This is a genomic window from Massilia sp. Root133 (genome assembly GCF_001426525.1).
Lineage (GTDB): Bacteria > Pseudomonadota > Gammaproteobacteria > Burkholderiales > Burkholderiaceae_D > Telluria > Telluria orientalis.
In genome coordinates this window covers 73,338-92,288 of sequence record NZ_LMEW01000010.1, presented here as the reverse complement: position 1 = coordinate 92,288, position 18,951 = coordinate 73,338, and the positions used below count along the sequence as shown (strand labels likewise).

The window sequence follows — 18,951 nt, the reverse complement described above, 5'->3', positions numbered from 1 at the left end:
CTCCAAAAGGGATTGGCTTTTTTCTTTTAGTTGTCAGATCTTTCCAGTATTCTCAGGACATCACAAACTGGTTGGGCCAGAGAAGGAGAAGTCGTGGGACAGGTCAAGTCGGTCACCAGCAAACTTGAAGAGGCATTGCTTGAGGGCACTTTCCCAGCCAATTCGAAGCTGCCGTCGGAGCGCGAGCTGGCCGAGCGTTACGGCGTATCGCGCAACACGGTACGCGAGGCGATCCAGCAGCTCGGCGCGCGCGGGCTCGTGCGCATCCGCCCGCGTAGCGGCGTGTTCGTGTCGGACCAGCTGCGCACGGGCGCGACGTCGCCGTGGGGCCAGCTGATCGCCGACAGCCCCGCGAGGCGCGAAGACATCCTGGAATTCCGGCGCGTGCTGGAAGGCGCCACCGCCTATTTCGCCGCCCTGCGCGGCACGGACGACGACCTGGAGCGCATCCGCAGCGCGATGGCGCGGCTGGACCAGGCGCGCCGGGACAGCAACCATGCCGCCGAATCGCGCATCGACGTCGAATTGCACGAGGCGATCGCCCAGGCCTCGGGCAACAGCATGTTCCTGCACCTGCACAGCAGCGTCACGAAGATGATGCGCGAGCACATCATCCGCAACGTCGACGGCTTGCGCGAGCTGAACCAGTCGGTGTCGGAAATCCTGGCGTGGCAGCACCGCACGGTCTGCGACGCGATCTGCGCGCGGCGCCCGGAAGAAGCGCGCACGGCGATGCAGACGCACATCGACTACGTGCGCAGCCGGTTCGACGCGGACGAGGGATAGCCGACGCTGGTTGGGCCAGCGCGGTTCGTCCGCCGTTCGTCGTTCGTTGTAACGCTCCGACCCTCGAAAAATGCAGTTTGTCGCAGTCAGATGGAGCGCATCGGGACGTATGGATACAGTACGACCATCCGATCAACGAAAAACCCGAGGACCCATCATGAAAAAGACTGCCGCCATCATCATCCTGTTCCTGTTCGCCCTGCTCGTCTGGAACGTCTTCACGTTCGGCGACAGCGTCGTCACGATCGGCGACGAAGACATCGGCGGGCCGCTGGGCGCCGTGCTGGCGACCATCTTCGCGGGCGGCGGCATGCTGCTGGCCGGATTGATCATGCTGTTCGTGGGCGCCGTGCTCGCGGTGGTGTTCGCCGGCGTGGGCGTCCTGGTCATCGGCGGCCTGGCTTTAGGCGCCTGCGTGCTGGCCCTGCTGATTTCGCCGCTGCTGCTGCCGCTGCTGGTGCCGTTGGCCATCATCTGGTTCTTCGTGAGCCGCTCGCGCAAGCACCGCTACATGCAGCAAGCCGTCTAAATGCCTTCCACGAGCCGCATCGCGAACACGATCGGCAACCCGGCCGCGATCACCTTCCGCGCGGCCACGCCGTGGTCATACGGCACCCTGAAATACTGGATCTCCCGCGCGGCATCGTCGAACACTGCATAGCACGCCGCGTTGTTCTGGTCGCGCGGCTGGCCCACGGCGCCGGGCAGCACGAGGTACTGGTGCTGCGGCTGCAGCGGGACAGCTTCTCCCGCCTGCGGCACGTGCCGGCCCATGCGGCCGTCGTCGGCCCGGCGGTACAGTGCGGGCGCATGCACGTGGCCGGAAAACACGATGCGGCTGCCGCTGGCGCGGATGCTGCGCTCGGCCTCGGCTATCCCTGTCACGTATTCCCACCGCTCTGGCGCATGCGCGCTCGCGTGCACGAAGCACGCGTGGCCGTGTCGTTGGATGAGGGGCAGCGCGGCCAGGAAGGCCAGTTGTTCCGCATCGAGCTGGCCACCGGTCCAGGCGATGACTTCGCGCGCTTCCGCATGCATGCGCGCGGATGGCGGCCGCGTGACGGCGTAGTCATGATTGCCCTGCACCGCGACGGCGCCCCGCGCCACGTACGCCATCACCGTACGCACGACCCAGGCCGGGTCGGCGCCGTAGCCGACGAAGTCGCCCGTGAACGCGTACTGGTCGATATGCTGGCGCTCCGCGTGCGCGAGGCAGGCCTCGACGGCTTCACGGTTCGCGTGCAGGTCGGTCAGCAGCGCGAGGCGCATGTCAGCTACCCAGGCGCTCCCGCGCATATTGTTCATAACCACGTGCACGCAGCTCGCACGCCGGGCACTTGCCGCAGCCATGGCCCCACGCGTGCGGCGCACCGCGTTCGCCCAGGTAGCAGGTGTGGGTGTCGAAGCGGATCAGGTCGACGAGCGCCTCGCCGCCGCACTGCTCCGCCAGCTGCCAGGTCTGCTTCTTGTCGATCCACATCAGCGGTGTCTCGACCTTCAGGCGCGTCGCCATGCCCAGGTTCAGCGCGACCTGCAGCGCCTTCATCGTGTCGTCGCGGCAGTCCGGATAGCCGGAGAAATCCGTCTCGCACATCCCGCCCACGAGCACAGTCAGGCCGCGGCGGTACGCCACGGTCGCCGCCACCGTCATGAACAGCAGGTTGCGGCCGGGAACGAAGGTGTTCGGCAAGCCGTTGGCCTGCATCTGGATCTCGACGTTGCTGGTGAGCGCCGTGTCGGAAATGCGCGAGATCAGCGACAGGTCGATCAAATGATCCTCGCCCAGGCGCTGGTCCCAAGTCGCGGACAGCGCGCGCATCCTGGCGAGCACGGGGGCGCGCACGTCGAGCTCGATCGCGTGACGCTGGCCGTAATCGAAGCCGATGGTTTCCACGTGCTCGTAGCGTTCCAGCGCCCACGCGAGGCAGGTGGTGGAATCCTGTCCTCCGCTGAACAGGACGAGGGCGGTATCGGGTTGGTGCATGATGAATTCCTGTATTGACGTCGGCGCCGAGTCGTCCGCCATTCGATTTGACAATCAGTTAAGATGTGGCCGGCATATTGACGAATGGAGCGACATGATTTCCGCACGACCCGACCCATGCACGGCGATGGCGCCGGCGCGATCACGAATTTTGGCACAAATCGTGCTGGCCGTGAACGCGCTATGCCTCGTCCCGGTCGCGGCCGCGCAGGATCAACCGGCGCCGGAAGCGCCTTCGAGAGCCATCGATTACGACGTGCGCATCGACGCGCCGCGCCAGTTGCGCGACCTGTTGGAAAGCAATCTCGACCTGATGCGCTGGCGCGGCAACCCGCGCCTCGACATGGAACAGCTGCTGCGCCTCGTGCGCACGACGCCCGAGCAGGTCAAGACCCTCGTCGCCACCGAAGGCTATTACACGCCGAAGGTGTCCGCCGACCTCGACACGTCGGGCGCCAAGCCGCGCGCGCTCGTCGACGTCGAACCCGGCGAGCCGGTCGTCGTGGGCGACGTCGACATCGAGTTGCGCGGCTTCGTCCCGTTCGACAAGGGCAGCGCCCCGATCGACGCGGCCGCCCTGCGCAACCGCTGGACCCTGCCCGTCGGTGCGCGCTTCCGTACGGCGGACTGGGAAGCGGCCAAGCGCGGCCTCGTGCGCCAGGTGGCGCAAGCGCGCTTCCCGCGCGCGCAGCTGCTCGATTCTTCCGCCACCGTCGATCCGGACACGCACCGCGCACTGCTGAAGGTCGTCATCGACAGTGGCCCGGACGCGCGCTTCGGCGGTCTCAAGATCGAGGGCCTGCAGCGCTATCCGGCCAGCGTGATCACGAACCTGAACACGATCCGCCCCGGCGACGAATACAACGAGGCCGCGCTGCAGGCGCTGCAGGGCCGCCTGCAGGACACGGGTTATTTCGCCAGCGTGGAAGTGAGCGCCGACATGTCGTCCGTGATCGCGTCGCAGGTGCAGGACCTGAAGGAAAACGAGGGCGCGACGCCGCAGCCGCCGAGCGGCCCCGCGACCTTGCCCGTGCTCGTGCGCGTCACCGAGAACAAGCGCAAGAACGTGGCGCTCGGTGTCGGTTTCTCGACCAACACGGGCGCCCGCACGCAGGCCGAGTACGACGACCTGAACGTGTTCGGCAAGCGCATGAAGAGCAACGTGCTGTACGAACAGAAGCACCAGGCCGCGAAGGCCGAGTTCTACCTGCCCACGACGACGGGCGGCTACAACAACAGCTTCGGCGCCGGCTACGACCGCCTCGACGCCAACGGGCAGATCACGCGCACGACGAGCATCCACGCCAAGCGCGCGTGGGGCTCGCCGCTGCTGGAAAAGACACTCACCCTGGAAGCGCTGACCGAACAGGTGACCATCGACGACCTGCCGACCACGCGTGTAAAGAGCGTGCCGCTGACGTTCTCGATCACGAGGCGCAAGCTGGACAGCCTCGTGCAGCCGTCGCGCGGCTACATCGTCAACGCGCAGATCGGCGGCGCCTTCCTGCCCGTGCTGACGGACGAGAAATTCGTGCGCCTCTACACACGCGGCCTCGTCTACAAGCCGGTCGGCGAGTCCGGCACGCTGATCGTGCGCGGCGAATTCGGCGCGGTCGGCTCGAGGGACAAGAACGGCGTGCCGTCGACGTTCCTGTTCCGCGCCGGCGGCGACCAGTCCGTGCGCGGCTACGGCTACCAGCAGCTGGGTGTGCCGGTCGGTTCCGCCATCACGGGCGGCCGTTACCTGCTCACCGGCAGCGCCGAATACGATTACTGGTTCAAGCCGCCGTGGGGCGCGGCCGTGTTCTACGACGTCGGCAACGCGGGCGACAATTTCCACGACCTGAAACCGAAAGTCGGCTACGGCGTCGGCGCGCGCTGGCGCAGTCCCGTGGGCCCGATCAACGTCGACGTCGCCTACGGCAAGGCGGTCCATAAGGTCCGCCTGCACTTCTCACTGGGATTCACGTTCTGATGGAAGCCGATCAACAAACGCCCCAAACTCCGGCGCCAGTGCGCCGCTGGCCGCGCCGCGTCGGCATCGGCGTGGTCGTCGTCGGCGTCGTGCTGGGCGGCGCCGTCTGGTACCTCGGCCGCGAGACCACGTTGCAGATGATCGCCCAGCGCGTCGCCAACGCGAGCGGCGGCAAGCTGACCCTGTCCGGCGTCTCCGGCTCGCTGTACGGCCACATGCACATCGGCCACGTCGTGTTCCGCAGCGAGACGTCCGTGACGACCGCGGACGACATCGACATCGACTGGAAGCCCTGGCAATACCTGTCGCGCGGCGTCGAAATCGACAAGCTGTACGCCCGCGTGGTGCGCGTGGAGACGCTGAAGGAATCGACGGAACCGACGACGATGCCCACGCGCCTCGCGCCGCCCTTCAAGATCGCGGTCGAGGATGCGCGCCTGGCGCAAGCCATCTTCGTGAACAAGGGCGCGACGACGGAAATCGACGACATCCGCGCGCGCGTGCACGGCGACAAGGCGCAGTGGAAGCTCGACTACGCATCCGCGAACACGCCCTGGGGCCAGGTCGCGGCCAAGGGCAGCATCGCCAACACGCTGCCGTACAAACTCGATGCGGACGCGAGCCTGGCGCAGTCGCAGCCGGCGGCGCCGGCGCAGACCGAGGCGCCGCCGAGCCTGGGCGCGCAGCTGAAACTGCACGCGTCGGGCGATCTGCAGAAGACCGTCATCGACGCCAGCGGCCAGGCCGCGCGCGCACAGGGCAAGGCGCAGATCGTGATGTCGCCGTTCGCCGACATCCCGCTGCAGGCGTTCACGCTCGACGCGCACAACATCGATCCCGGGTTCTTCAGCCCGACGCTGCCGAGCGCGGACCTGAACCTGGCCGTGGCGGTCCGGCTCGACCCGAACCGCAACATCGCCGGCACCGTCAACCTGACGAACGACGGCGCCGTCGGCACGCTCGACCAGCAACGCCTGCCGCTGCGCGCGATGCGCGGCCAGCTGGGCGGCAGCCTGACGGCCATGCGCATCACCGACGTGCTGATCGACGTGGGCAGCGCCGGCCGCTTCACGGGCAGCGGCAGCGTGCAGCGCGGTCCGGACGAACAAGGCCTCGGCACGGCCGAATTCGCGCTGCACACGGACCGCTTCGACCTGCACGACGTCTACGGCAGCATGAAGCCGACGAAGATCGCGGGCGACATCAAGGTCGCCAACACGAAGGACACGCAGACGCTGGACGTCAACCTGGCGGACGCGGGCCTGCGCCTCGCCGCGCAGGCCGCGCTGGCCGGCGACGTGCTCACCGTGCGCGACGCGCGCCTGTCCGCAGGCAAGAGCAGCGTGCGGATCACGGGCAATGCGAACCTCAAGGACAACAAGCCGTTCAAGGCGAATGCGGTGGTGAGCCGCTTCAACCCGGCCGACTTCGGCAAGTTCCCGCAGGCCGACATCAATGCCGAGATCAACGCGGCCGGCGCGCTCGCCCCGCAATGGAAGGTCGCGGCCGATTTCGCCGTGCGTCCGAGCCGGCTGTTCGACCAGCCGCTGTCCGGCCGCGGCAAGCTCGATGCGGATGCCACGCACGTGCATGACGTCGATGCGACGCTGGCACTGGGCCAGAACACGGTCGACCTGCGCGGCGCGTTCGGCAAGCCGGGCGAAAAGCTGGCGTGGAAAGTCGACGGCAAGCAGCTTTCGGCGCTGCGCAGCGACCTGTATGGCGCCGTGCTCGCGAGCGGCGTCGTCACCGGGACGATGGAAGCGCCGCGCACGACGTTCGAGATCGATGCCCGCAACCTCGGCTGGGTGCCGCGCGAACGGAAGAACGACAATGGCTCCGTGCACGCAAGCGGCGAGGCCTGGCTCTCTGGTAAAGAAGGCGCGCGCATCGTCGAAGTCACGGCCAAGGGCGACATGCAGCGCCTGAACCCGGCCGCCTTCGGCTCGCCGCTGGCCGGCAGCATCAACGGCGGCTTTACCGCCAGCGGCCGCACGGGCGCGAACATGGGCGGCGCCATCGACCTGGCGCTGCAGGATTCCACCTTGTCGAAATCGCCGCTGTGGGGCCACGCCAAGCTTGCGGCGGACAAGCGCCACGTGTCGAACGCCGACGTCGACCTGCACCTGGGCGGCAACGTCGTCGCCGCGAAGGGCGCGTTCGGCAGCGGGCGCGATACGCTGGACTGGCGCATCGACGCACCGCAACTGGCCGCGCTGGGCCCGGACTTCGGCGGCGCGCTGCGCGGGTCCGGCACCTTGTCCGGCACGATGGACACGCCGTCGCTGACGGCCGCCATCGAGGGCCAGAACATCCGCGCGATGGGCACGCAGTCGGTGAAGGCGTTGAAGGCCACCGCGAACCTGGGCTCGGGCCGCGGCGCCGCCGATCCGCTCGCGCTGGACGTGTCGGTGACGGATTACGCGAGCACGACGACCGACAAGCAGGGCAACGTCAGCGAAACGAAGATCGCGTCCGCGCGCCTCACGTCGACCGGCACGCGCGGCGCGCACACGATCCAGGCAGCGGCACGCGGCGACAGCTTCGATGCGGCGCTGGCCGTGCACGGCGGCCTGACGGGCAATACGTGGAACGGCACGGTCGACGCGCTGAAGAACAGCGGGCGCTACGCGATGACGCTCGCGGCGCCGACGCCGCTGCGCATCGCGGGCGCGCCTGGCAGCGGTCTCGCGGGCCTTGCGAAACCGGAGCAGATCGCGTTCAACGGCGCGACGATCCGGTTGCCGGCCGGTTCCGTCACGATCGACTCGCTCGTGAAAATCGGTCCGCGCTGGAACACGCGCGGCAGCGCCACCGGCGTGCCGATGAATTATCTGGCGCAGGCGTCGGACGCGATGCGCCAGAACGTGCGCGGCGATTTGACGCTCGGCGCGCAATGGGCGATCGACCTGCGCGCGCCCACCGCGGCCGGCGCCGTGCCGCAGCTCGCGGGCAGCGTGCACGTGTTCCGCGAAAAGGGAGATTTGATCGCGGGCGACATCTCGCCGATCGCGCTGGGCTTGCGCCAACTGGACCTGCGCGCGGACGTCGCCGGCGGCGCGCTGCGCAGCCAGCTCGCGCTGGACGGCACGCGCATCGGCACGGCCAACGTGGACGCCACCGCCCAGCTGCTGCAGGGCCGCGTCGACAACGACAGCCCGTTGAAACTGACGGCCAATGCGAACCTCGCGTCGCTGTCGTGGGTATCGCCGCTGCTCGGCCAGCCGGGCCTGGAAGTGGACGGCGCGCTGCGCCTCGCGGTCAACGGCACCGGCACCGTCGGCGCGCCGACGCTGAACGGCAGCATCGAAGGCGACGGCCTCGCCGTGCGCTGGCCTGACCAGGGCGTCCGCCTGCGCAACGGCCAGCTGCGCGCGCAACTCGCGGGCGACCAGCTGCAGCTGCAGCGCCTGACCCTGGAAGGCAACAGCGGCCGCGCGACGGCGGACGGCTTCGTGCGCTTTGCCGGCGGAGAAGCGACGATGAACCTGAAACTCGTCGCGGACAAGCTGGAAGCGCTGTCGCGTCCGGACCGCACCGTCGTCCTGAGCGGCCAGGCCAGCGTCGTGCGCGACGCGCGCCAGTTCCGCGTCGAGGGCAACTTCAAGGCCGACCGCGCGCTCGTCGAACTGGCGCCGCAGGACCGGCCGACGATTTCGGACGACGTCATTGTCCTGGGCCGCGGCACCGCAGCCTCGCCGGCGAAGAAGGAAGCGGCGGTACCGCTGACGATCGACCTCACGGCCGACCTGGGCGACGACTTCCACCTGCGCGGCATGGGCGCCGACGCCTACCTGGCCGGCAGCGTGCACATGCTGAAGGTGGGCGACCGCCCGCCCCGCATCAACGGCACCGTGCGCACCGCCAACGGCACGTATGCCGCTTACGGCCAGCGCCTGGCGATCGAGCGCGGCGTGATCACCTTCAGCGGCCCGTACGACAACCCGTCGCTGGACATCCTCGCCGTGCGCAAGCGTCCCGACGGCGAGCAGCTGAGCGAGACGAACGTGGAAGCGGGCGTGCAGGTGCGCGGCACGGCGCTGTCGCCGACGGCGAAGCTCGTGTCGACGCCGAACGTGTCCGACAGCGACAAACTGTCATGGCTCGTGCTGGGCCACGGCATGGAAGCGACGACGGGCAACGAAGCCGACGTGCTGAGCGCCGCCGCCGGCGCCCTGCTGGGCGGCAAAGGCGGCACGGGCGGCATCACGAGCAAGCTGGCGAACTCGCTGGGCGTGGACGAACTGGGTGTGCGCCAGGGCGCGGGCCAGGCGTCCGGCCTGGAAAACACGGTGGTCACGGTCGGCAAGCGCATCTCGTCGCGCCTGTACCTGAGCTTCGAACAGGGCGCCGCGACCGCATCGAGCGTCGTGCGAGTGCGCTACAAGATCAACCCGCGCATCACCCTGCAGCTGCAGACAGGCACGAACACGGCGCTGGACGTGCTGTACTCCTGGGCGTTCGACTAAAACCGGGGTCAGAGCCCGAATTTAAGCAATGTCCAAGACGACATTTCCAAAAAACGGGCTCTGACCCCGGTTTCAAGCAACTTTTGCGCGCTTCGGCTTGGCTTTGGCTGCGTTGAGCGCCGCCGCGGCGCGGATCAGGGCGCGGAACGCGGCCGGGTCCAGCGCCTCGCCTTCGTGGATGTCGATCGCGCGCCGGGCGTTGCCGTCCAGGCTGGAGTTGAACAGGCCGGACGGGTCCTCCAGCGACGCGCCCTTCAGGAAGGTCAGCTTCACGTGCGACTTGTACGACTCGCCCGTGCAGAGAATGCCGCCGCTGGACCACACGGGCGTGCCCATCCACTTCCACTCTTCCACGACGCCGGGCACCGCTTCGTGGATCAGCGCGCGCACCCGTGCCAGCGCCGCGCCGCGCCAGTCGCCCAGGTCGGCGATGCGGCGGTCGATCAGTGCGGACGCCGGCAGCTCCGTGGATGCATTCTCCTGCTTCATGTCGCCTCCTTTGGTTTAGTCGTCGAGCTTCGCCAGCACCTCGTCGAGGGCGGCCGTGAATTTGTTCCAGCCGTACTTCGCACCATTGTAGGCCGCATCCTGGCCGGGCTGGAAGCCGGTCTGCTCCATTTTCAGGTGCGTGCCCGCGCCGGCCGGGGTCAGGGTCCAGGTGACGACGCTGTCCAGGCCCATCGCGGCCCACGTGTACGACAGCGAACGGTTCGGTTCGATCTCCAGCACCTCGCAGTCGACGGCGCCCCAGTCGGCGCTGAGCTTGAAGCGGTGATGCAGGGCGGGCACGAAATCGTTCTTCATGAGCCACGCTTCGATCAGGTGCGGCTGCGTGAGTGCGCGCCAGAGCTTTTCCGGCGGATGCGCGAATTCGCGTTCGACGGTGACGGTGCGCGTGTGGAGCGAGGTATCGTTCATTGGTCCATCCTTTTCAAGAGGTCTTCCAGGTCATCGAACCGGCTCTCCCAGAACCGGGCCATTTGGTTCGTCCAGTCGGCCAGCGGCGCCAATGCCTGCAGCTGGGCGGTGTAGTGCGTCTGGCGTCCTTCATGCCGGTCGCGCACGAGCCCCGCCTGCTTCAACAGCCCCAGGTGCTTGGACACGGCCGGCTGCGAGATGCCGGCCCGGGCCGTGAGGGCCCCGACCGTCTGCTCGCCGTCGCGGCACAGCGATTCGAAGATGGCACGCCGCGTCGGGTCGCCGAGTGTCCGGAAAAGAATATCGTGGGTGTCTGTCATGGCAATTAATAACCGTCTGGCTATGAATTAAATCATAACCAAGCGGTTATTGGTTGGTCAAGCACTTTTTTATCGGGGCCGCAGCAGCACCGCGCCGCTCGTCTGCCCCGCTTCCAGCGCCGCATGCGCCTCGGCCGCGCGCGCCAGCGGCAGGTCCAGCCCGACCGGCACGCGCAGGCCCGCCGCCAGCCGCGCCAGCGTCGCCTGCGCGCCTTCCTGGTACAGGCCGGGAATCGTCATGAACTGCATCACGCTCGGTCGCGCAAACGCGATGCCGCGCGGTTTCCCGATCTGCAGCAGGTCGACCGGTTCCATGCTGCCGCCGGCCTGGCCGACGCTGGCCGCCATGCCGTACGGGCGCACGGCGTCGAAGGTGCGCAGCAGGGTCGCGCCGCCGATGCCGTCGATGGCGAAGTCGACGCCGCGCCCGCCACTGAACTCGCGCGCGGCCGCGACGAAGTCCTCCTCGCGGTACAGGACGACGCGCTCGGCGCCGTGCGCGAGCGCCAGCGCGGCCTTGTCGCGGTTGCCGGCCGTGCCGATGACGCGGGCGCCGAGCGCACTTGCCCACTGCGTCAGCACAAGTCCGAGACCGCCGGCGGCCGCGTGCACGAGGACCGTATCGCCGGGACAGAGCGGGCGCACGTGCGCGAACAGCATGTGCGCCGTCAGGCCGCGCAGCAGGCCGCCGGCGACGGCATCCAGGGAGACGGCGTCCGGCACCGCGACGAGGCGATCGGCCGGCACGTTGCGCACCGCCGCGTAGGCACCGAGCAACCCCGTGTACGCGACGCGCTGGCCCGGCGCGAAGCCGGTCACGCCGGGGCCGAGCGCCTCGACGACGCCGGCACCTTCGACACCGGGCGTGGCCGGCAGTTGCGGCAGCGGATACGTGCCGTTGCGGTGATACACGTCGAGGAAGTTCACGCCGATGGCGAGCTGGCGCACCCGCACCTCGCCGGCCGCCGGCGGCGCGACGGCGAGCCGCCCGGTTTCCAGTTGGTCCGCGCCGCCCTGGCGGTGGATGCTCACGTGTTCGATCAATTCGTCCATGTCATTCTCCTGTTGATGAGAGCCCCATGGTAGATTGATCAAAAATCGTCCGAAATCCCAAAAAATCGCCTTTGACCGTGCAAAAATCGATAAGTCAGCCCCTCGACTGGGACGACATCCGCTATTTCGTGGAACTGGCCCGCCAGGGCAAGCTGAGCGCGACCGCGCGCGTGCTGGACGTCGAGCATTCGACCGTCGCGCGCCGCATCGGCATGCTCGAGGCGCGCCTGGGAGTGCGCCTGTTCGACCGGTTGCCGAAGCACTGGGCGCTGACCGTGGAAGGCGAGGAATTATTGGCGCAGGCGCGCCGGGTGGAAGACGAGGCGATGGCGTTCGCGCGCGCCGGCGCGGGTGCGTCCGCCCTGCGCGGCGTCGTGCGGCTGTCCGCGCCGCCCACGTTCGCGAGCAGCTTCCTCGTGCCGCACCTGGGTGCGTTGCGCGCGCGCTGGCCCGCGCTCACGCTGGAAATCATCGGCGAGATCCGCCAGGCCGACCTGTACCGGAGAGAGGCCGACCTCGCGCTGCGCATGGCGCGTCCGGAGCAGCCGGGACTGGCCGCGCGGCCGCTGGCGCAGATGGGCTATGGGCTGTATGCGGCGCCCGGCTGGTTCGAGCGTCCGCACGAGGAATGGGAGTTCATTGGGTACGGCGAAGCGATGAAGGATACGCCGCAGCAGGCCTGGCTCGCGAAATTCGCGGCCGGACGCGCGTACTCGTTCTGGACCAACGATGCGGCCGCGATGGTGGCCGCATGCCGCGCCGGCCTCGGCGTCGCCGTGCTGCCGCATTTCCTCGGCCGCGACGACCCGCTGCTGCTCTTGCACCCCGACCACGGCCACGTGCTGAGCCGACCGCTGTGGCTGGCGGTACATCCGGACGTGCGCCGCTCGCCGCGCGTGACGTTGATGGCGGACCTGCTGGCCGACCTGCTGCAGGAACACGCGGCGCTGCTGGCCTAGTGCAGGGTCACGCTCGGGTTGGGGTCGACCGGCGGCTCGTCGTTCTGCGGCGTGCGGATGGGCGGCTGGTGCGGGTCGGCGGGCTCGAACGGGTCGGGCGGCGGTTCCTCTATGGGTGCGGGATCGGGCGCCCGGTGCGCGTGCTGCCCGTGGTGCGGGACGGTACGACGCGGCGCGCTCAGGTCTGGAATCATGTCTGGCTCCTGCTAACGATGCCAAAACATTACCATGGGCAGCGGTTTGCCGACGCGCGCCTGGATTACAATGGCGGATTCGACAGAAAATTCCGAGGAATCCCATGTTGCCGACTCCCGTCGTTGCCGCCGTGCTCGCGCCCTTCGTGCTGTGGCGCATGGTCAGCCGCATCAAGCGCCTGACGACCCGCCAGCGTTCGAAGACGTGGCGTCACCGCACGACGCTCGTGTTCTTCCCGATCCTGCTGCTGATCCTGACCGCCGTCAGCATCAAGACGAACCCGTTCGCCCTCGCGGGCCTCGCGGCCGGGCTGCCGGTCGGCGCCGTGCTGGGCCGCATCGCGATCGGCAGGACGCGCTTCGAACAGGTCGGCGACGATTTCTTTTTCACCCCGCACGCGCCGATCGGCCTCGCGGTGGCCCTGCTGTTCATGGCCCGCATGGTCTGGCGCGCGTACGAGTTTTTCGCGCTGGGCTCGCTTGCCCACCACGAGTTCGTGTCGAGCCCGCTGACCCTCGTCATCTTCGGCGTGCTGGCCGGCTATTACATGAGCTACGCGTTCGGCCTGCTGTCCTGGCGCAAGCGCACCGCCCCCGTCTCACCTTGAGCTTTAACGCATGAGTCTTACCACCCTCGCCCTCATCGCCCTCGTTCCCCTGCTGATCTGGCGCATCCATTCGCGCCTGAAACACCAGATGACCCGGCAGCGCTCGATCCTGTCGCGCCACTACACGGGCCTGTTCGTCTTCGTCGTCATGATCCTCATCCCGGCATCGGAACTCGGCGACCGCCCGTTCCAGCTGGCCGCGCTGGCCGCCGGCGCCATCGGCGGCATCGCGCTGGGCAGCTACGGCCTGCGCCGCACCCGCTTCGAAGACACGCCCGAAGGCTATTTCTTCACGCCGCCGTCGCGCATGGGCATCCTCGTCGCCATGGTGCTGGTGGCGCGCGTGGTCTACCTCGGCATCGAGATCTACATGAACCAGGGCAGCAACCGCCCGAATCCGCGCTTCACGGACAGCCCCATCACGATGCTGTGCCTGGGCTTGACGGCCGCCTATTTCGCCACGTTCTCCGCGGCACTGATGCGCTGGCGCCAGCGCATGCGCAAGGAAATCGGCGGCACTTGATTCGCTTGATGCAGCCCAATGCGTCATGCATAGCCCTGCGGAGAATGGCCGCAGGGGCCACTTAATGTATTGACGACCGTGTCATGGCTCCAGTCGTTTGCCTGGAGCACACATGGTCTTCGCCCTCCTCACCCGCCACTGGCTGGCCCGGCGCCATTACCCGTTCGCGTCCTGGGCAGCCTGCATCATGCGCAGCCTGCGTGTGCTGCTGTTCCGCCGTGCCCACGTGGAATTGCTGGCGATGGACGTCTACCGCAACTACGTGACGCAGGTGCACGACGACGTCTTCCACCACCTGAGTCACCGCAACTATCTCGCCAGGGGATTGTCGCTGCGCCAGCGCGTGCGTTGCGTGCTGACGCATTACCGCTTCGAGGAGGCCACGTTCGACGCCGCCTACAAGCACGCCGTCTACCGCGACGGCGGCCTCGTACTGTGGCAGCACGAGGCGGACGGCAGCAAGGTCGAGATCCGCCTCGGCATGGCGCAGCGCCTGAACGCGGAAGGCGATCTCACCCTGACCTTGCTGGCGAACGGCAGACGTGTCCACCGCCTGTCGTTCAGCTGGGTCGACGAGCACTTCGCCGGCCTGGCCGGGCTCGGCGCGGCCGGCATCCTGCCGTTCATCGCCCGCAACCAGGGGCACCGTGCCGACGAGGCCGACGCCGTCGATGCGTTCCGGCGCGCCTTCCCACCAGACTCCCCGCTGGTCACGACGCCCGGCTTTTTCTGCTGCGCCGCCCTGCAGGGCATCGCGCAAGCGCTGGGCATGGACCACGTGGTGGCCGTCAAGTCGGCCTGGCACTGCGCCTGGTTGCCGTCCGATGCCAGGCATTTCGCGACCGCCTACGACGGCTTCTGGCGCAGCCTCGGCGGCACCGATATGCCGGGCCGCGCGTGGTGCATCGCCCTGCCGTTCGAGGCCAAGCCGCTGGCGGCGATACCCTCCAGGCACCGCAAGCGCGCGGCGCGGCGGCGTGAATACTGGCGAATCATTGCGGAAGGGGCCTGCCTATCTTTGCGTTCGCACATTGTTCACACGGGGCCGCGAGCCCACACAGCCGAAGAGCTGTTTCGCGTCCTTGTGCAGTCGGACAACGGTGCAGGTTCGCGCTCTCCGTCTTCGACCTGAGGACATTCGCGTGAGCGCTGCCACTGCCTTTTCGATATCGACATCGTCTACCTACTAACGAGTGCGACGGCGCTGATGAGTATGGAAATGGCGACCGAACCGCAAGGTCTCAATAACACTTCACTCGCCCATATTCTCCGTGTAGACACGCTGGAAGCGGAGCACACCAATTTTCGGAATGGCACGGAGCATGCCAGACGCGAACTTCTTGGCGGCGGTCGCAACGCGACGGCGCGATGGATGGCTCCGATGGTTGAATCTGCAGCGCAATGACGCTACGGTCCCGGTAGCAAAACAAGGGCCGCGACGTCGCAGCAACGTACCGCCCAGCCATCAAAACATTAGAGCATAATGTTGACACCAGACAACTTTAAACGGATGAGTATGCATAGAAACTTGCCCCGCCCAGCCTCCCTTGCTTACCTCAACCAATGGGAGAGAACCGACAAGCCCCTTGCCACGATCCTGAGAAGTGACGTGGGACCAAAGGATCTAGCCATCGCGTTCCGTGAGTTGGCGACGAAATATAATGTCATACGCAACTTTTCCACCAAAGAGGCGCGAAAGCATGGCCCCAAACAGGTGGAGCGATTATGGAGAAAGGTCGCGGACTCTGTTTGCAAAGTGGAGCTCAATGATGAAGCATCGCCTTCCGAAGAGATTAATCTACTGGCCCAAAAGTTAGGGGGAATTTTCCCGCTGGCGGATGACGCCACAAAATCACAACCCGTCCTGCTTTCCGCCGCGACCAAGTTTCTCTGGTTTAGGGGCCACACAAATATCCGAATTTATGACAAGCGCGCGGTCGTAGCGCTGAACGCATTAATCAAGCTTCGAGACGAGGGCAAAGCCAGGAAAGTGGACGGCGACTACAAGCTATTCGCCACCGAGTGGGATACGGAATACAAAAGGCTGCGGGCTCAGATCAAGGGCGCCATCAAAGATCTACCTCAGGTTGTCCACTGGTCCACGGTTCCCGAGGCGAGCCGCAAATCGGCGCTGGTGGATTCCAAGAACGATTGGTTTAGTGATCGGGTCTTTGACAAAATCCTCTGGATTACGGGAGAAAAAACGCGCTGACCTGAATAAATGCAGCGATTCACCATTGGATGACGCAAGTCAGATGCCGGGGGCTTAGAAAAAACGGCCGGCGTCCCCAGGAACGCCGGCCGCTGCAGCCATCATGACAATGCGCTCAGGCCGCCTGCGCCTCTTCGCCCTCGCGCCGCCTCTGCAGCACGAAGATCGGCTGCGCCCACTGCGTGTCCTTCTTCTTCTTGCTCGTGATGAGCGTGAGGTCGGACGGATCGTAGACATCCGTGTTGTGCGTGAGCGGCGTCGTCATCAGGTATTGCGCGTCGGTGTTTTTCAGGAACTCGCCGACCAGCTGGATGTTGCGGATGTCCAGGTGGGCGAACGGTTCGTCGATGAACACGAAGCCGCCGGAACCCTCTTCCGATTTCAGCAGGCCGATCAGCAGCACGAGCGATTTCATGACCTGCTGGCCGCCCGACGCCTCGCCGTCGTTCATGCCGATCTGGCCCTTGCCGTCGAACTTGAAGCGCACGTGCAGGCCGGCTTGCGCCAGTTGCACGTCGTCGTTCTCCAGCCGGACCGGATCGACCGACACGTCGATGTTCGCCAGCTCGCCCAGTTCGCGGATGTTCTTCGAATAGGTCTTGATCGTGTAGCGCAGGCGTTCGATGTAAGCGCCGCGCGCATTGTCCGTCGCCTCGATCGCGCGGTTGTTCTGGTAGCGGCGTTCCTCCGTCTCCACCTGGCGGCCGGACAGCTGGTCGTTCAGGCGTGCGTACTGGTCGATGACGGTCGGGTCCTGTTCCCAGTCAGCGCGCGCGAGCGACGCGTCGAGGGAATTCATGCGCAGCTTGACCTGGTGCGCGTTCTGGTGCGTCGCGACGAGCGCGGCACGCTGCTGCGCGCTGCGCCACGACTTCGGCACGTGGCGCCACGACCGGCGCAACGTCAGCAGCTCGCGCGCATGCTCGCTGCGCTGCTCGATCACGCGGCGGTTGTTCAGGCGCATGCCCGCTTCCGCTTCCGACAGCGCCATGCGGGCGTTCTGCCAGACGGTGTCGGCGCGCGTGCGCGTGACGGTCGCGTTCTTGATCAGGACCTGCAGCTCGCCCAGGCGCGCACCGACCTGCAGGCGCTCGGCCTTCAGCGGTTCCAGCGCGCGCGTGGCTTCCTCGAATTCGGCCTGGCGCGCCGACAGTTCCTTCGCGGCGTCCACGCCGGCGATGCGCACTCGCAGCGCGGACACTTCCGCCGCCAGCTTGCTGATCGCGAGCGTCAACGTGTCTTCCTGCGCTTCCAGGGACGGCAGGGATTTCTGGATGGCTTCCAGGCGCTGCGTCTTGCCGGCCGCACCGAAGCGGTAGCGCGACGGCTCGACGAACAGCGAGCGGCCGCCGCGGCGTTCGCGGTGGTAGGCTTCCGGCGTGATCCACTCGTCCGCGTCGCTCTTGAAACCGTCGTCGACGGAATCCACGCGCTCGATGCGTTCCAGCTGGTCGATCAGCCAGGACGGCGCCTTCGACGAGAAACGCACGACGGACAGCAGCGTATCGTCCTTGACGACCGGCGCGTCGACGCAGTCCGGCACGATGAAGTGGCGATAGCGCTCCTTCTCCGCGAGTTTATAGGCGGCCGGCGCATCCTTGGCACGCTCCAGCAGCACGACGGATGCGTAGCCACCGAGCACGCCCTCGACGGCGCCCTGCCACTTCGGATCCGTCACTTCGACGATGTCCGACAGCATGGCGTGCGGGATGCCCGCATCGCGCAGCGCGCGGCGCATCTGGCGCTGGGCTTCCGGTTCCGGCATCGTCGTCTTGCCCTGCAGCGCGCTGATCGTCGCCATCTCGCCCGCGATCTTCGTGGCCAGCGCTTCGCGTTCGGCCTTCTTCTTCGCGAGTTCCGCTTCCTTCGCTTCCAGCTGCGTCGCCACTTCCGCGATGTCGGCACCGGCGTCGGCCGCCAGCTTGTTCAAGCGTTCCTTCTGTTCGAGCAGGCTTTCCAGCGGCTTCAATTTCGCGTTCACCTGCGTCAGGCGGGTGGCCAACTCGTTCGCTTCCTGTTCGAGCTTCACCTCCTGCTGCTGCGCTTCGGTCAGCGCGCGCTGCTGCGCGGCGAGCGCGTTGCGCTTCTCCGTCAGCAGGCTGTCGGCCTGCATCAGCGGCTTCTTCGCCTCGCGCAGCGCGCGGCTGACGTTCGCGGCCTTTTCGCGCGCCTCGTGGTATTCCAGGCTCGGCAGCACTTCCTCGACGAGGGCGCGGCGCTCCTTTTGCAGGTCTTCCCACTGGTGGTAGTTCGCCACGCGCAGGCGCAGGCCTTCGAGGTTGATGCGCGACGTCTCCAGCTCGGCCTCGAAGCGCTTCAGCTCCGATTCGGTGTCGCGCTGGTGGCGCTTCGCCTCGTCGTACGCGTCCAGCACTTCCTTGTCGCCGAACACCTGGAACACGAGGTCCAGCAGCTGGCGCGGCGCGTATTCGCACAGTTTATCGGTCTCGCCCTGCTCCAGCGCGAGCACCTTCGACATCGCGGGCGACAGGCCGGCCGACGCGAGGCGCTTGCGGTAGTTCTCGACGCCGAGCCAGTCGGTGGCTTCCGTCACTTCCTCGATCTGGATGTTCCCCGGCCGCATGAGGTACTGGCGCTTCCAGTCGCCGCCGTTCTTCTGCACCTGGCAGAACAGCGTGACTTCGTCGTCGCTGAAGAAGCCGCTATGCCGGAACGGGCGGTTCGACAGCTGGCGGCCGGACGGCTTGTTGTCGACGACGGCGCGCAGCCAGGCACTCTGCTGGCCCGAATGGCGCGCGTAGTGTTTATAGGTCCGGCCCATCGAGCAATCGAGGCCGAACAGCGTGCGCAGGGCATCGAGCAGCGTCGTCTTGCCGGAGCCGTTCTGGCCGGCGATGGTGATGATCTTGGCGTCGAGCGGGATGTTCTTGATGCGCTGCCAGTAGTCCCAGTGGACCAGCTCGAGGGATTTAATGTGGAACATGCGGGT

17 protein-coding genes are annotated in these 18,951 nt (G+C 67.0%); 9 read left to right on the top strand and 8 right to left on the bottom strand.

Annotated elements, in window-relative coordinates; translation table 11 throughout:
• Positions 1-93 precede the first annotated feature (93 nt).
• Complete coding sequence (locus ASD28_RS10075; protein WP_056126808.1) at positions 94-786, top strand: FadR/GntR family transcriptional regulator; 693 nt, start codon at positions 94-96, stop codon at positions 784-786.
• A gap of 157 nt (positions 787-943) precedes the next feature.
• Positions 944-1,315 (top strand): hypothetical protein, encoded by a 372-nt coding sequence (locus ASD28_RS10070; protein WP_056126807.1) that lies wholly within the window; start codon positions 944-946, stop codon positions 1,313-1,315.
• On the opposite strand, the gene ASD28_RS10065 is transcribed toward ASD28_RS10070, so the two are convergent.
• Both ASD28_RS10065 and queC read right to left on the bottom strand, forming a co-directional pair.
• Entirely contained in the window at positions 1,312-2,055 is a 744-nt protein-coding gene (locus ASD28_RS10065; RefSeq protein WP_056126806.1) for a metallophosphoesterase, read from the bottom strand. The two genes, ASD28_RS10070 and ASD28_RS10065, sit on opposite strands and share 4 nt — an antisense overlap.
• A gap of 1 nt (position 2,056) precedes the next feature.
• On the bottom strand, positions 2,057-2,770 hold the full coding sequence (gene queC / locus ASD28_RS10060) for a 7-cyano-7-deazaguanine synthase QueC (protein WP_056126847.1): 714 nt from the start codon (positions 2,768-2,770) through the stop codon (positions 2,057-2,059).
• 94 nt (positions 2,771-2,864) lie between these two features.
• On the opposite strand from queC, the gene ASD28_RS10055 reads away from it, so the two are divergent.
• Together ASD28_RS10055 and ASD28_RS10050 are read left to right on the top strand one after the other, a co-directional pair.
• Entirely contained in the window at positions 2,865-4,745 is a 1,881-nt protein-coding gene (locus tag ASD28_RS10055; protein WP_056126805.1) for an autotransporter assembly complex family protein, read from the top strand.
• On the top strand, positions 4,745-9,214 hold the full coding sequence (locus tag ASD28_RS10050; RefSeq protein WP_056126804.1) for a translocation/assembly module TamB domain-containing protein: 4,470 nt from the start codon (positions 4,745-4,747) through the stop codon (positions 9,212-9,214). Before ASD28_RS10055 ends, ASD28_RS10050 begins: the two co-directional genes overlap by 1 nt.
• 72 nt (positions 9,215-9,286) lie before the next feature.
• Here the strand turns inward: ASD28_RS10050 and ASD28_RS10045 are convergent, their stop codons facing one another.
• The 4 genes from ASD28_RS10045 to ASD28_RS10030 form a co-directional block, all read right to left on the bottom strand.
• Positions 9,287-9,703 (bottom strand): DUF1801 domain-containing protein, encoded by a 417-nt coding sequence (locus ASD28_RS10045; RefSeq protein ID WP_056126803.1) that lies wholly within the window; start codon positions 9,701-9,703, stop codon positions 9,287-9,289.
• A 15-nt stretch (positions 9,704-9,718) separates the two neighbouring features.
• Positions 9,719-10,132 (bottom strand): SRPBCC domain-containing protein, encoded by a 414-nt coding sequence (locus tag ASD28_RS10040; protein WP_056126802.1) that lies wholly within the window; start codon positions 10,130-10,132, stop codon positions 9,719-9,721.
• A complete protein-coding gene (locus ASD28_RS10035; protein WP_025511203.1) occupies positions 10,129-10,452 on the bottom strand; it encodes a helix-turn-helix transcriptional regulator in 324 nt (107 codons plus the stop codon). Before ASD28_RS10035 ends, ASD28_RS10040 begins: the two co-directional genes overlap by 4 nt.
• Positions 10,453-10,521: 69 nt before the next feature.
• Complete coding sequence (locus tag ASD28_RS10030; RefSeq protein WP_056126801.1) at positions 10,522-11,505, bottom strand: quinone oxidoreductase; 984 nt, start codon at positions 11,503-11,505, stop codon at positions 10,522-10,524.
• Positions 11,506-11,582: 77 nt separating this feature from the next.
• Between ASD28_RS10030 and ASD28_RS10025 the strand changes: the two genes are divergently transcribed.
• Positions 11,583-12,464: a LysR family transcriptional regulator gene (locus ASD28_RS10025; protein WP_229412268.1), complete on the top strand. Its 882-nt coding sequence runs from the start codon at positions 11,583-11,585 to the stop codon at positions 12,462-12,464.
• Here the strand turns inward: ASD28_RS10025 and ASD28_RS10020 are convergent.
• Entirely contained in the window at positions 12,461-12,658 is a 198-nt protein-coding gene (locus ASD28_RS10020; protein WP_056126799.1) for a hypothetical protein, read from the bottom strand. The two genes, ASD28_RS10025 and ASD28_RS10020, sit on opposite strands and share 4 nt — an antisense overlap.
• A 104-nt stretch (positions 12,659-12,762) precedes the next feature.
• Between ASD28_RS10020 and ASD28_RS10015 the strand changes: the two genes are divergently transcribed.
• From ASD28_RS10015 to ASD28_RS10000, 4 genes are all read left to right on the top strand, one after another.
• Entirely contained in the window at positions 12,763-13,266 is a 504-nt protein-coding gene (locus ASD28_RS10015) for a hypothetical protein (RefSeq protein ID WP_056126798.1), read from the top strand.
• A gap of 10 nt (positions 13,267-13,276) precedes the next feature.
• A complete protein-coding gene (locus ASD28_RS10010) occupies positions 13,277-13,789 on the top strand; it encodes a hypothetical protein (protein WP_056126797.1) in 513 nt (170 codons plus the stop codon).
• Between the two features lie 112 nt (positions 13,790-13,901).
• A complete protein-coding gene (locus tag ASD28_RS10005) occupies positions 13,902-14,921 on the top strand; it encodes a DUF535 family protein (protein ID WP_056126796.1) in 1,020 nt (339 codons plus the stop codon).
• A 351-nt stretch (positions 14,922-15,272) separates the two neighbouring features.
• Positions 15,273-16,001, top strand: coding sequence for a hypothetical protein (locus ASD28_RS10000; RefSeq protein WP_156403948.1), 729 nt, complete (start codon positions 15,273-15,275; stop codon positions 15,999-16,001).
• Between the two features lie 115 nt (positions 16,002-16,116).
• Here the strand turns inward: ASD28_RS10000 and ASD28_RS09995 are convergent, their stop codons facing one another.
• Positions 16,117-18,945, bottom strand: a complete 2,829-nt coding sequence (locus ASD28_RS09995; RefSeq protein ID WP_056126794.1) for an ATP-binding protein — start codon at positions 18,943-18,945, stop codon at positions 16,117-16,119.
• Positions 18,946-18,951 lie beyond the last annotated feature (6 nt).